Origin of the sequence: Mucilaginibacter galii (genome assembly GCF_014635825.1) — a bacterium.
Classification (GTDB): Bacteria; Bacteroidota; Bacteroidia; order Sphingobacteriales; family Sphingobacteriaceae; genus Mucilaginibacter; species Mucilaginibacter galii.
Genome location: NZ_BMDO01000004.1, coordinates 230,381 through 243,167, shown reverse-complemented (window position 1 = coordinate 243,167; position 12,787 = coordinate 230,381). Strand labels below are relative to the sequence as shown.

Below are 12,787 nucleotides of genomic sequence, written 5' to 3'. Positions count from 1 at the left end.
TATAAATGTATAAGGTTTTATAAAGTTTTTTGCTAATTATTTCTAACTTTTCCAACTTTCATCAACCTCATTCAGCAGCGGACGGATAACCGGCCACACCTTACCGGCAATAATTTGATACCCCACCGCAGTTGGATGAAGCCCGTCGCGCAGGTTAAGATGAGCTACCCCGGCAACGCCTTCTAACAAAAAAGGCACAAAAGCCATGTGGTTAGCCTGCGCTATCTGCTTAAATACCGCCCTGAATGCCCCCGCAAAAGCGCCCGGTATCCACTGTGGAAGTTCCATGCCCAGCAGCACCAGTTTAGCCTGAGGGTGGCGCGCTTTAACCTTGTTTACAATAGCCTGCAAATTAGCAGCGGTGGTTTGTGGTGGTATACCGCGTAATATGTCATTAGCGCCCAATTCCAGTACAAAAACATCTACTGGTTTAGTCAACAGCAGGTCTATTCGGGCTAAGCCGCCTGCGGAGGTTTCGCCGCTTACACCTGCGTTAATTACATGGTAAGGCAGTTTGTCGGTCATAATTTTTGCCTGAATTAAGGCCGGTAGCGACTCGAGCGATACGTTGAGCAAGCCATAACCCGCGGTAAGGCTGTCTCCAAAAAATAGTATATTCTTCAATGTTTCTTTCCTTCTAATTATAACAATTAAGCCTTTTGGCTATGATTATATAACGTTTAACTATCAGCAATAATTTTAAAAGTAAAACATGATGAAGCTTGTTTTACACTTTTTTAACTTAGCCGCATGATTAGCATTTTAGGTTGTGGGTGGTACGGCATGGCATTGGGCAAAGCCCTTGCACAGGATGGTGAAAATGTAAAAGGTTCAACAACATCTAACGCACGTTTCGATGCCATTACTGCTGCGGGTATTATACCATATTTATTAACACTTTCTGCAGAAGAGCTGATTACCAACGATGATTTCTTCGCCTGCAATACACTGATAGTGAGCATACCACCGCGTATGCGAAGCGGTGAAACCGACTACACAGCCAAAATACAGCAACTTATTAAGGCCATAATTAAGCAGGGTGTTCAGCAGGTTATTTATATAAGTTCAACCGGTGTATATCCAGACGGCAATAGTGATTTAAACGAAAACGACCATCCTGCACCGCAAAGCCAATCAAATACCACATTATTTGAGGCAGAAGAACTTTTTAGGAAACAAACCAATTTTAAAACCGCGATCATCCGTTTTGGAGGATTGGTTGGTCCTGGCCGTAACCCCGGGCGTTTTTTTGCAGGGAAGACCAACGTCCCCAACGGACAAGCACCGGTAAATTTGATCCATTTGCAAGATTGTGTGGCACTTACCAAATCCATATTAAACCAAGAAGCCTTCGGCTATACCTTTAACGCGTGTTCGCCACATCATCCACAAAAAGCTCAATTTTATACGCAAGCTACACTACACGCAGGTTTAGAAGCACCCTCGTTTAATGATGAGCTACTTGAGTGGAAAACCGTCAGCAGCATTAATGTACCGGCTGTGCTCCATTACGAATATGCAATTAACAATTGGGATGATTGCTTTGCCGGCAACTGCTTTTAATTAGTTTAAAAATACCTGGTACTGTACTACAAAGCTGTTTTTACGCTCAGTTTGAATAGCTTTAGCTCCCGGAGTCAGTGTTTCATACACTGGCCGGTTTTGATAGGCAAAGGTTAATTTTGAGGTATGGCCTTTGAGCAGCCAACTGGTGCCCAATTCATAATAATTTATTTTGTTAGCCAAACGATCATAGCTGGCATGTTGTAAACTGGCATAAGGCATTAAAGTGGTGCTGCCTATTAAGTTGTTCTTAAACTTATAGCCTACCTGCCCATACCACAAACTGCCGTTTCCAAAAGATGGATAACCATTGCCCGCCCCATTAAGTACAGAGGGTTGTGTGGAACCATTGGCCGGATTCATAGTAGCCTGGTTACGAATATAACCCTGACCATGATCTAAGTGCACATACGTGGCATAAGCACTAATGGCTGTTCCGGTTGATGCGTTCAGAGGTGCATCATAGAATGCATCAACAGCAAAATGGCGCATAGGTGTAGTTATAGTATCATTTATAGCGGTACCCTTACGCCACATGGCATCGGGCTGGTATTGGAAGCCTGCACCTATGTTGAACACACGCTTAGTACCTAAGTAAGTGCCTGTTGCGTAAGGCGTGGTGTTGGTTTCCTGATCTAAAAATTGCCATTGAAAATATCCCTGCCATTGCATTTTGGCAGGCATAGGCGAATATGTTGAATACTCTGTGAGTGCGGCCGAGTAGCCATTTGATTTTTGCACGGCCATAGGGCTACTCATTACCAGGCGATAATCCAATTGCCCCAATTTACCTTTGGCATAAACACTTAACTTTCTTAAAAATTGGTCGGTTACATCGTTTGTGGTTTGCTCAAAAAGCGGTGCATCCAAACCCATAATACTACCTACCGATGGTGCCGAAAACCGGGTTAAGCCATTCCAGGCGGTTAAGCCAGCACCTAACGACAGCTGCTTGCGGACAACCTCGTATTCGCCTGTAATATCGTGGATAAAGAAACCAGCTTTACGATCGGAAAGGAAATTGAAATTGTTCATTCCTATTTGGCTGTAGATAAACACCCTGTCGGCAATTTGTCCGTAAGCCTGGAGTCTTGCCCGCCTTATGCCTATATCGGTGTAGTTATTTTTTGCATAACCATTAATGGTGGTGCCCGGGTTCATATCAGTATTTCTGATCCATACCTGCGATATCAAAGTGACCTTAAAATAATTACTACCATCCTCATTAAGCCACAGTTTACCGTCCTGAATTTTTTGTGCCCCGGCGGTGAAAGCAGACATAGACAATAAGAGTAGCAGCAGAAATCGGGTAAGGTTTGTAATCATTATTCAGAGTTTGTATCTCCTTCAAACTTTGCGAAAATATACGACATTGTAAATTATAGTTCTACAAAACCCATTAATTGCTTTAAGGCTCGAAAGGTCTAAGATAAAACCTGGCTTGTTACAATCATTCAATCCATCCTTTGGCATGGTTATTAACTGTATGCAGGAAAATATTTAGTTCATGCCCGACTTTGATCCGAAGCAAATACTTTGTACACCCGATGCCTTGAATGAACGCGGGAAGCAACTGGCCGCACAATATCCTAATGCAATCACAACACCTGTTAAGCAGCATAATAAACTTACCGAGATAGGAGATATTCCGCATTATAAAGCAAAGTCAGACCTGCTGGTGTTAGGGCGTTTAAAAACGCTTGATATTAAATACAGCGGACGAAGCTCAGACTATATTGCGCCAAGCCTGGCAAATGGTTGCTTTGCCGGTTGCACGTATTGTTATGTAGACCGCCATAAAAAGATCAACCCCATCACCATTTTTACCAACGTAGACGAAATTATGGCCAAGGTTGATCAGCATGTCATGAGCCAGCCCTGGCCCCGGGTACCTAATCAAACCGACCCGATATTTTATACTTATGATGTGGGCTGCAATTCTGATGTTGCCATAGACTACGATATATCGCCGGGAATTGCCGATGTATTTAAATTTTACATTGCGCACTCACGGGCCAAAGCCACTTTTGCCACAAAGTTTGTGAACCGCAATATGCTGGAGCTTGACCCCGGCCGTAAACTGCGTATACGTTTTAGCCTGATGCCCGCCGATGTAAGCCGGTTAGTTGATGTACGCACCGATAGTATTGAAAAACGACTACAAGCCATTAATGATTTTTACGAAGCAGGATATGAAGTGCATGTTAACTTTTCACCCGTAATAGTTTACGACCGTGTACGCGGTGTTGACCGCGATTGGGAAGAAGATTACCGTGAGCTTTTCAGGCAGTTAAATGCCGCGGTTAGTGCTGCCGTTAAGGAGCAGATGCAGTGTGAAGTTATCTTCTTAACGCACAACGAACAACAGCACATCAGAAATATTGATATTAACCCCAAGGCCGAAGAGCTACTTTGGTTGCCAGCCTTACAGGAAACCAAACGCAGCAGTTATGGCGGCATTAACATACGCTACCAGTACCAGTTAAAAGCTCAAATGATCAATACATTTGTGAATATGCTTACCGAAGAGATTCCATGGTGTGGTATCAGGTATATATTTTAGCTAAGAATAATTAACTGTAAAAAACGCCTTTTTTAGTTATGTTTAGTTAGCCGACGTTTTACTAAGCGTTTCTTCCGACTCTTTTACGATGGCCCTAATTTTATCATCTAACTCATAAATGGTAGTTTCCATCATGGGGTAATAACTATTGTAAACGCACGATTCATCTAACTTTAAAACCTCAATTAAACCCATTAATGAAGCAACCGGACGGCGCAACTCATGCGATTGTATAGTGGCTATGCGCTCCAATGCAGCGTTTTGCTGTTCAATTTGCTCCGCATCAAGTTTATTCGAAGTAATATCAGTAGCATTGATAGCCACGCCAATTACGTTTGAATTACTGCCTTCAACAGGTTCAAAAATTATGTTTAGCCAGTTAGCGGCATTATCAGCAGTTTTAACCAACCAATCTACGCTAACAATTTCTCCGTTAAGTGCCTGTTCAATGTTATCAATGGTCATCTTGGCAAAGCCCTCGTTGGTAACGGTAAGCAAATGCGCCCCCGTTTTTAATTGTTTGCCGTAATTGGTTTTGATGTAATTATAAGCTGCTTTATTAAAAGCCAATACTTCCATATGGCGGCCTATCAATAAATGAATATCGCGCGAACTATCAAACACAGCTTTTAGTTTGATCTCCGAGTCTTCAATAGCCCTTCTTTGATGCTGTGTGCTCAAGTTTTGCTCCATCAGGCTTTGCATGCTCCAATTCAGCTCAATCAGATTTAACACCTGTTTAGATAAAACTCTCATTGTATTTATCTGCAATTCCGATAGTTCAATGGAATCTACGTGAAGTATACACATGCTGCCCACGGCATAACCATCGTAAGTGATGAGCGGAGCACCTGCATAGAACTTTATATGCGGGGGGCCGGCTACAATAGGCAGTTTTGAAAACCGTTCATCTTTAACAGCATCAGGAACAATGAGAATATCGTTCTGCAATATGGTTTCCTGGCAAAAAGACAGGTCTCGCTCATTGCAATTAATATCACCAGTGCCTACACTGGCTTTAAACCATTGCATTTTATCATCAATAAGACTTATCAGAGCAACCGGCACATTACATATCTGCGCTAAAAGGTTTACCAATTCATTTAAATCTTTTTTGATACCAATATCCAACTTCTTGAAGCGATTAACCGCTTTAAGCCGCTCTATCTCATTGATCATAATTAAGGTTTATAACCAGGTGAATAATTTAAAAATTTAATTTATCTTAATGATTTAGTGTTATAATGCAAGGCAATATTTACAACTAAAAGTAGTGTAAATATTGCAACTAAAAAAACACATTACTGTTTGAGTTTGGCTTTGAAAACTTTCTCAAGCTTGTCAACCTTTGGCAAAATAACCATGCGGCAATATGGTTCGCGGCCATTTAACTTAAAATAGTTTTGGTGGTAGTTTTCGGCCACGTAAAAATTGGAGAAAGGTGCTATCTGCGTTACAATTGGATCAGGATAAACCTTTTCCTTATTCAGTTCAGTTTTGTAGGCTTCGGCCAGTGTTTTTTGCTGAGGGGTATGATAGAAAATTATGGAACGGTATTGTGTACCTACATCGGCTCCCTGGCGGTTAAGCGTAGTAGGGTCGTGCATTTTCCAGAAAATTTCCAATAACTCTTTGTAAGAGATAACCTCAGGTTCAAATGTTACCTGCACAACTTCGGCATGGCCGGTATTACCGGTACATACATCCTCGTACGTAGGATTTTTGTAATTGCCGCCCGCATAACCAGATTCAACCTTCACCACACCTTTTAAACGCTGAAATATAGCTTCTGAACACCAAAAGCATCCCATACCAAAGGTTGCCTTTTCGATTTTAGCAGATTGTGCTTTGGCGGCAGTTAGTCCATTAACTACGAGAGCTATGCCCAGTACAAATGCCAGTACTTTAATTTTACTCATACTTTAAAGTACGAAACTCTTTGCTAAATAGTTCAATGCTGTTTGATAATTACAATATGCTGATTTAGCTATTATAAGAGTGCTCGCCAATTTCGCGGCCAAGGTGCTGTATTTCTTCAGCATCGAGTAATAATGCTGCATGCGCATGGGGTTCATATATCCACACGCTGTTTTCGTTTTGAAACATACAGCCGCATAGCTGATCGCAATAATACAGGTCAAAAACATTAGCCGATTTTTCATCCTCTCGGCGTTGTACTATCACCGACATAGGGTGATCTTTTCTCGGTATATCAATTTCAAAAGAATTAGCCATAGTTGTTATAACTTTTAAATAGCAGGTTGGTTGGCTCCTGCCCCATTATTATTTTTATTAAACTGTTTTAAAGGTAGATTTATTCTTAGTTGCTATTTAAATTTAATTCTGTACCTAATTTCTTAACCTCAATTATGTCGCCTATTTTAATTATTCCATCGCCATCATGAATAAGATTTTGGCCAAAGTAAATTTTCTTATTGGCTTTACGATAGCCGGATAAGGTTTTCAAGGGTTCGGCACCACCAATAGCAGTACCCTGATCAATGGTAGTCATTACACAACGTGCGCAAGGCTTTACACCGTAAAAGTTAATATGGCCGGCAGTAAAGTGAGTTATCCTGTCTTCTTCGTAAGGTGCGGTACCTTTAATAACCATATTAGGTCTAAAACGATCCATAGAAACCGCCTGACTTAAGCGGCCGTTCAGATCATCTAAAGAAGATTGCCCTATCAATAACATAGGGTACGCATCAGAAAAAGAGGTAATAAGCCCGGGAGCTGCATATTTTGGATCGACCGGGCGGAGATCATCATCGTCCATGTACACCAACCGACAGTTGATTTGCAAAATATGGCTGAACCATTGGTTGACCTCTTCGCTCACCACCGTTGCACTGCAGCTATCATCCCATATACTCACCGTTATCTTTTCGTTAGTTTGCGGCTGATATGGAATGGTAATAGTTGCGTGGGTTGGTTTATAGGTTACCACTATCCCCACTGAAGTTACAGCAAGCGCAAACAGCGCTAATTGAGCATGACTGCGTTGCGAAAGAAACCGGTTATTGTTATCGATCAGCATCCAGCGCCTGTCATGCTGTAAGCCCCGGCTGGTTACCTGGGCCTGCTGCAAAGCAATGCCGCCCAAAGATTTTACCGGGTAAATATATAGCTGACTAATTTGCGCCATGAGACATTATTGTGACCGCAAATATACACCTCTTAAGGCTATTAAAAATATTGACTATTTGTGTTTGCCTTTATCAACCCAAATTTGCATATTTGCACCGCAAAAAACATTAGGGTTTCCCTTAATATTTGATGTGATGGTCCCATAGCTCAGCTGGATAGAGCAACTGATTTCTAATCAGTAGGTCTCAGGTTCGAATCCTGATGGGATCACTTTTCAAAAAGCGGTTTTATTTATAATTAAAGAGGCTTTTCCTGTTCAAAAAGGCGCTTTTGAGTGCCTGACCTCCTGTTTCAACTACCGTTGTTTCGTCAGCATTTACATGTTTTGTGATTAACTTAACGTAAAAACGTCACAAATACTTCACAGAATTTGCATTCAAAAAATCATGCATAACTATCCTATCGTATTTAAACATGATAAAATGAAGATCATTATTGTTATGTAAAATTTAAATTTATCATAATGGTGAGAAAAGGTATTGACAAGAAAATATTCTTGAACCGATAGCACGGCACGAAAAGATTTGACTTTAAACAATGTTTATAATGTAATTAAATCAACAAACGCTCAATGTTGATTGGGTTTGTCGTCCAGAAAAAAGTCAGTGATAAAAACAATTGGTATCGGATCTTATTTATAAAAGCATGATCCCTATTAACAATTTAGTTATACCAGCAGCACGTAAAGGCGAAAAAGCTGTGTTACAGGAATTAATTAAGCAAGGTGCTGATTTAAATATCAAAGATGAAAAGGGGTACACACCTTTGATCATTGCCTGCTATAATGAGCAATATGAGGCTGCAGAGTTACTGCTTGATGCAGGTGCTGATGTTAACGCAGCTGATTTGGGCGGCAACACAGCACTTATGGGCTCAGCCTTTAAGGGCTATCCTGAAATTGCCAAATTGCTGATAGATCGAGGAGCCGATTTAAACCTGCAGCACGGTAACGGCGGCACGGCGCTAATGTTTGCTGCCATGTTTGGCCGAAATAACCTAGTTAAGCTCTTGCTGCAAGCCGGTGCGGATAAAAACATTCATGATTCGAGAGGCTTAACGGTGCTTGACCTTGCTGTTCAACAAAACAACGAAGAAGCTATTCAGCTTTTACAATAGTTAACAAGCTTATAACTAAAACAGCCCTGCGATATTTGCAGGGCTGTTTTTGTTATAAGCTTGTTATTGATAATTAAGCAGGAATTTTACGGGGCTTTTCGCGCTCCCAAAAACGGTGTTGCTTAATGGCATCAATAAACGATGTGGCCAGCTGTGCGGCATCACCACTTACAATTACGCCTTCATCGCTTTCCATTTTTTTGCTAAAATACGTAGCTTCTAATACCTGTATGGCTTGGTCATCAGCAGCTATTGCCTTGCAGTGTTTAAAGGCTTCGTTTAAAAAGTATACCGCATCGGCATCTGCTTCTAACGTGGCTACACTGTTTAATCCACCCGGAATATACACGGCATCAAATAAAACCGATGCAGCACCAAGCAAGCTTTCGTCTACATGGATCTTTTCATCGTTAGCCGATGTTAAAAAGCCTAAGCGTGGTGCAATAACCTCAGTTACACCCCCAGCTGCTTCAATAGCTGCCTTAACAGTGTTTAATGATTTTTCATCTACACCATCGGCAGCCAGTATGGCCACCTTACGGGTATTAATGCTGTCTTTAATGGTATTAGCCATGCTCAAGGCTTCTGATTTAGTTAAAGAAGCCTCCACCTGAAGTGAAGCGTAATCAGCCGGATCAGCATCTGCCGGGATATTTTGATTCAATTCGTTTTCCAACTTTTCAGGGATATGTAAGCCAAGAGCATAAGCCACTTCTGCTGCCAAACCCTTATCTATTTGGGTAAGATATACCAGCATACGCTCTCGTATGGCAACAGCCTTTACCTTACCTAACTCAAAGCATAAAGCATCGGTCAAGTGGTTTTTTTCCGGGTCAGACTGACTGTTCAAAAACAATTTGGCTTGGCTAAAGTGATCAAAGAAACTTTTGCTGCGTGCTCTTATTTTACTGGCCGAAATTCTTTCGGGGTAAGTCACAAAACCGCCTTCGGCCGCTGTGGCCTGGCGCGGATCATTGTCACCAATGGCGTTAGGGCTGTAACTTGTTTTACCTTTATTAATGGTTTGGCGCATATGGCCGTCGCGTTGGTTGTTATGCACCGGGACCACAGGACGGTTAATTGGTATCTCCTGGAAATTTGGACCACCTAAACGGGTTAGTTGCGTATCAGTGTACGAAAATAAACGACCCTGCAATAACGGATCGTTACTAAAATCAATACCCGGCACAATGTGTCCTAAGTGATAAGCTACCTGTTCAGTTTCAGCAAAAAAGTTATCTGGGTTACGGTTGAGTGTCATTTTACCTACGCGCTGTACCGGCACCAATTCTTCAGGAATAATTTTGGTTGGATCAAGCAGGTCAAACTCAAATTTTAATTCATCCTCCTCGGATACAATTTGTACGCCTAATTCCCATTCAGGGAATGCGCCGCTATCAATGGCATCCCACAGGTCACGGCGGTGAAAATCGGGGTCTTTACCTGAAATATTTTGTGCTTCGTCCCAGGCTACCGAGTGAACGCCTAACAACGGTTTCCAATGAAACTTAACAAAGCAAGCCACACCTTCGGCATTCACCAAACGGAATGTATGTACTCCAAAGCCTTCCATCATACGGTAACTACGTGGCAGGCCGCGGTCGCTCATGGCCCACATGACCATATGTGCCGATTCGGGTGTTAGTGAGATAAAATCCCAAAAGGTATCATGTGCCGATGCAGCCTGTGGTATTTCATTATCAGGTTCGGGTTTAACAGCATGGATCAAATCAGGAAACTTAATGGCATCCTGTATAAAAAATACGGGCATGTTATTGCCCACCAAATCAAAGTTACCTTCCTGGGTATAAAACCTAACGGCAAAGCCGCGCACATCACGGGCTAAATCAGTAGAGCCCTTTGAGCCTGCTACAGTAGAAAAGCGTACAAAAACGGGAGTTTCTGTTTCGGTATCATTTAAAAACAGTGCCTTGGTTACCGGGGCCAATGATTCGTAAACCTTAAACACACCATGTGCACCTGAACCACGCGCGTGCACAACCCTTTCAGGGATACGCTCATGGTCAAAGTGAGTAATCTTTTCGCGCAGGATAAAATCTTCCAACAATGTTGGTCCGCGATCACCTGCTTTTAACGAGTTATTATCGTCATTAATCTTCAAGCCGGTATTAGTGGTCATGAACTCACCGGTAGAATCAGCCGTATGTGGGGCCAGGTTTTCTGTTTTAAGGTTAGCCACCTGTAAACCTTTATCTAACTTTTTGGTATCGCCTGTAGCGTCAACACCTTTATCTGTAACTTTCTTGGTTGCCATATTTTTGATCAATAAAAGGTTATGCTTCTTCAGATGCTTTGTAATTCACATCGCTTTCGGCAACATCGGTCAATAGCTGATCGGCAGCCTTTTCTTCCGTAAGGGTTTGATACAGCAATTCGGCCACATCATGATGCCCCAGGGTTTTAGCCAGTTGAGTTAAACCACCATAAGTAGCAATCTCATAATGTTCAACTTTTTGAGAAGCCAAAATAATGCCTACATCACGTGTTGCAGTACCGGCTTCGGTACTTTCCACAATACCCTCGCCTTCTTTTGTAAGGCCTTCCATGGCATCACATTTTTTGGCTAATACTTTTTCACCTAACATTTCAAATACCTGTTCCAAGCGGGTTACGTGTGTTTTGGTTTGTGCCAAATGGTCAGTTATAGCATTCTTCAATTTGTCGGAAGTTGCAGATTCGATCATTTTAGGAAGGTTTTTTACCAAATGGTTTTCTGCCCAAAAGATATCCATAATGCCGTCCATAAATAATTCATTTAAAGCGGGTTCGGCTTTAGGCGAGGTTTTGGTGGTGAACTTAGGTTCGGCACCCGTTTCTTTTTTCATAAGAATATTTAATTAATAATAGAGAAAAGTAATTTATATTTAACCTATAAAAATTGTTTATGTTTTGATTTTGGCTACTTTAACAGGCTCTAACCCAAATAAAAATGAGATGATCTGAGAACCTTGCCTGGATGACATTTATAACTTCGGTTAACTTCCTATCATCCGCCGGTGATAAAGCTTGCCACTTAATTGCAAGAAAGATATTGCTTTGCAATAAACTTTAAAAACCATATATAGGATGAAGATGGAAAAGAAAATGTGGAAGTGGTTTCAACCAATAAGAATTAAAGATACATTTCACGCTCAATTAGAACTAATAAGTACGGAGCGGATATAAATATTGTATTCAATAACACGGAATTGGTAGGGTGTGTTTTAATCAGCTATTTTGACAACTAAAATTCCTGTTTTAAAATATTTACTATGAATTTTTCTTTATCTATGAAAAAAGACTATTTAAATTGGGTAAAATGGTGAGGCTCTAAGCCAAGAACTTTTGAACTTGTACGTACTACCTTCGCTATCAGATCTTCTATATATTGCCTGAGATTGGCTGACCAAAGAATGATATCAATTACAGAAGTTTGTTACACTTGGGTAAGACAGTTTGATCATTTCTTAACGTAACAATTGATTACGACCAGCAAACAATTAACTTAGTGTAACTACCGCTATTGATGCAATTTCTTACTTTTCAAAAATTCAAGCATTTGCTTAGGCCTGTCGGTTTGTATGCATGTTGCGCCGTGGGCTATTAACCAGTCCCAGCTATCTTTGGTATTGCCTTGCTCTACCGCCAGGTCATCTTCATGTCCGGCGTTAAGCGATGCCCAAAGCGAGTTTAACCAAACCCTGGCGCCTGTGTTAGTAATGAACCGGTTATCTTTTAACACCGACGAAGTATCCTTGCCAAAATTTAGTTCAAAAGCAAAAGGCTTCATCTTATTAAGATAATCCGTAATGATCTTTTTGGCACCAGGTTTATCCAGGTTTACAATGGGCATATATATAATGCTGTCTATCAAAGTCGGGTACTTTTCTTTCAGTTCAGCATAGGTAACTTCTGCTTTAAAGATGGCTTGTTTAAGCGTGCCGGTTTCTTTCAGTATACCATAAGCCTCATGATAATAAGGATAACTTTTATCAAGATTAACCATCACCTTTTTTCCTTTAATAGCCAGCATAACGTCTTTAAGGGTTGGAATATGATTGTATGTAACCCGGCCTAAGCCATTTCTTAAACCAAATTTGCTTATGTCTTCAAAAGTATAATCGGCAGGTTTGCCTTTCCCATTTGTAGTACGATCAATAGTTTGATCGTGCATGATGACGATGACACCATCTTTGGTCTTATTCAGGTCAAGCTCCACTACATCTACCCCCATGGCGGCCGCATTTTTAAAAGCCAGCAAGGAGTTTTCGGGAGCATTGCGCCAGTCTCCACGGTGGGCAACCACCATAACCTTGTTTTGGGCAACAGCGCAATAGGTTACGGCTTGTAAAGCAATTGCGGTAAAAATTATCTTGATTTTCATAGGTGATTTAA

Annotated in this window: 12 protein-coding genes and 1 tRNA gene; 4 read left to right on the top strand and 9 right to left on the bottom strand. The window is 41.3% G+C overall.

What is annotated here, in order from left to right; genetic code table 11:
• Positions 1 to 42: 42 nt before the first annotated feature.
• Entirely contained in the window at positions 43 to 624 is a 582-nt protein-coding gene (locus tag IEV61_RS09525) for an arylesterase (protein WP_188416026.1), read from the bottom strand.
• A gap of 126 nt (positions 625 to 750) precedes the next feature.
• Here IEV61_RS09525 and IEV61_RS09520 point away from each other — a divergent pair, with 126 nt between their 5' ends.
• Positions 751 to 1,563 (top strand): NAD-dependent epimerase/dehydratase family protein, encoded by an 813-nt coding sequence (locus IEV61_RS09520; protein WP_188416024.1) that lies wholly within the window; start codon positions 751 to 753, stop codon positions 1,561 to 1,563.
• On the opposite strand, the gene IEV61_RS09515 is transcribed toward IEV61_RS09520, so the two are convergent.
• Positions 1,564 to 2,844 carry a hypothetical protein gene (locus IEV61_RS09515; RefSeq protein WP_229747084.1) on the bottom strand — a complete coding sequence of 427 codons (1,281 nt, stop codon included), beginning with the start codon at positions 2,842 to 2,844 and terminating at the stop codon, positions 1,564 to 1,566.
• Positions 2,845 to 3,070: 226 nt separating this feature from the next.
• Between IEV61_RS09515 and IEV61_RS09510 the strand changes: the two genes are divergently transcribed.
• Positions 3,071 to 4,126 carry a spore photoproduct lyase family protein gene (locus IEV61_RS09510; RefSeq protein WP_188416020.1) on the top strand — a complete coding sequence of 352 codons (1,056 nt, stop codon included), beginning with the start codon at positions 3,071 to 3,073 and terminating at the stop codon, positions 4,124 to 4,126.
• Between the two features lie 42 nt (positions 4,127 to 4,168).
• Here the strand turns inward: IEV61_RS09510 and IEV61_RS09505 are convergent, their stop codons facing one another.
• The 4 genes from IEV61_RS09505 to IEV61_RS09490 form a co-directional block, all read right to left on the bottom strand.
• A complete protein-coding gene (locus IEV61_RS09505; protein ID WP_188416018.1) occupies positions 4,169 to 5,305 on the bottom strand; it encodes a GAF domain-containing protein in 1,137 nt (378 codons plus the stop codon).
• A 122-nt stretch (positions 5,306 to 5,427) separates the two neighbouring features.
• Positions 5,428 to 6,045 carry a peptide-methionine (S)-S-oxide reductase MsrA gene (gene msrA / locus IEV61_RS09500; protein WP_188416017.1) on the bottom strand — a complete coding sequence of 206 codons (618 nt, stop codon included), beginning with the start codon at positions 6,043 to 6,045 and terminating at the stop codon, positions 5,428 to 5,430.
• Positions 6,046 to 6,109: 64 nt separating this feature from the next.
• A complete protein-coding gene (locus IEV61_RS09495) occupies positions 6,110 to 6,361 on the bottom strand; it encodes a hypothetical protein (protein ID WP_188416016.1) in 252 nt (83 codons plus the stop codon).
• Between the two features lie 85 nt (positions 6,362 to 6,446).
• Positions 6,447 to 7,274 carry an MOSC domain-containing protein gene (locus tag IEV61_RS09490; protein ID WP_188416015.1) on the bottom strand — a complete coding sequence of 276 codons (828 nt, stop codon included), beginning with the start codon at positions 7,272 to 7,274 and terminating at the stop codon, positions 6,447 to 6,449.
• Between the two features lie 138 nt (positions 7,275 to 7,412).
• On the opposite strand from IEV61_RS09490, the gene IEV61_RS09485 reads away from it, so the two are divergent.
• Positions 7,413 to 7,486, top strand: a tRNA-Arg gene (locus tag IEV61_RS09485).
• 435 nt (positions 7,487 to 7,921) lie between these two features.
• Positions 7,922 to 8,392: an ankyrin repeat domain-containing protein gene (locus IEV61_RS09480; protein ID WP_188416013.1), complete on the top strand. Its 471-nt coding sequence runs from the start codon at positions 7,922 to 7,924 to the stop codon at positions 8,390 to 8,392.
• 73 nt (positions 8,393 to 8,465) lie between these two features.
• Here IEV61_RS09480 and IEV61_RS09475 read toward each other — a convergent pair whose 3' ends face one another.
• The 3 genes from IEV61_RS09475 to IEV61_RS09465 form a co-directional block, all read right to left on the bottom strand.
• Positions 8,466 to 10,667, bottom strand: coding sequence for a catalase (locus tag IEV61_RS09475; protein ID WP_188416011.1), 2,202 nt, complete (start codon positions 10,665 to 10,667; stop codon positions 8,466 to 8,468).
• Positions 10,668 to 10,686: 19 nt separating this feature from the next.
• A complete protein-coding gene (locus tag IEV61_RS09470; protein ID WP_188416009.1) occupies positions 10,687 to 11,238 on the bottom strand; it encodes a YciE/YciF ferroxidase family protein in 552 nt (183 codons plus the stop codon).
• A gap of 674 nt (positions 11,239 to 11,912) precedes the next feature.
• Positions 11,913 to 12,776 (bottom strand): glycerophosphodiester phosphodiesterase family protein, encoded by an 864-nt coding sequence (locus IEV61_RS09465; RefSeq protein WP_188416007.1) that lies wholly within the window; start codon positions 12,774 to 12,776, stop codon positions 11,913 to 11,915.
• Positions 12,777 to 12,787 lie beyond the last annotated feature (11 nt).